Source organism: Arthrobacter sp. Y3221087 (assembly GCF_059089905.1).
On the sequence record NZ_JBNHFE010000029.1, the window covers coordinates 1 to 512 of the forward strand.

Sequence of the window (512 nt, forward strand, 5' to 3'; positions counted from 1 at the left end):
CCCAACGCCGGGTCCCAGGGCGAGCTCGCCGGCCTGCTCGCGATCCGCGGCTACCACCGTTCCCGCGGCGAGGGCCAGCGCAATGTCTGCCTGATCCCGGCCTCGGCGCACGGCACCAACGCCGCGTCCGCGGTGCTCGCGGGGATGAAGGTCGTGGTGGTGGCCACCGCCGCCGACGGCACCATCGACCACGCTGACCTGTACGCGAAGATCGACGCCCACAAGGACGCACTGTCGGCGATCATGATCACCTACCCGTCCACCCACGGCGTGTACGACGGGGACGTCCGCGAGGTCTGCGACGCGGTCCACGCCGCCGGCGGGCAGGTCTACATCGACGGCGCGAACCTCAACGCCCTGGTGGGTTTGGCGCAGCCGGGCAAGTTCGGCGGGGACGTGTCCCACCTGAACCTGCACAAGACCTTCTGCATCCCGCACGGCGGCGGCGGACCCGGCGTCGGACCCGTCGCGGCCAAAGCCCACCTGGCACCCTTCATGCCCGGGGACGCCAC

Annotated in this window: 1 pseudogene; it reads left to right on the forward strand. The window is 71.7% G+C overall.

Annotation, left to right across the window (positions count from 1 at the left end):
* Window positions 1–512: pseudogene (locus AC5RUO_RS20020) on the forward strand (glycine dehydrogenase (aminomethyl-transferring)); the annotation flags it as partial.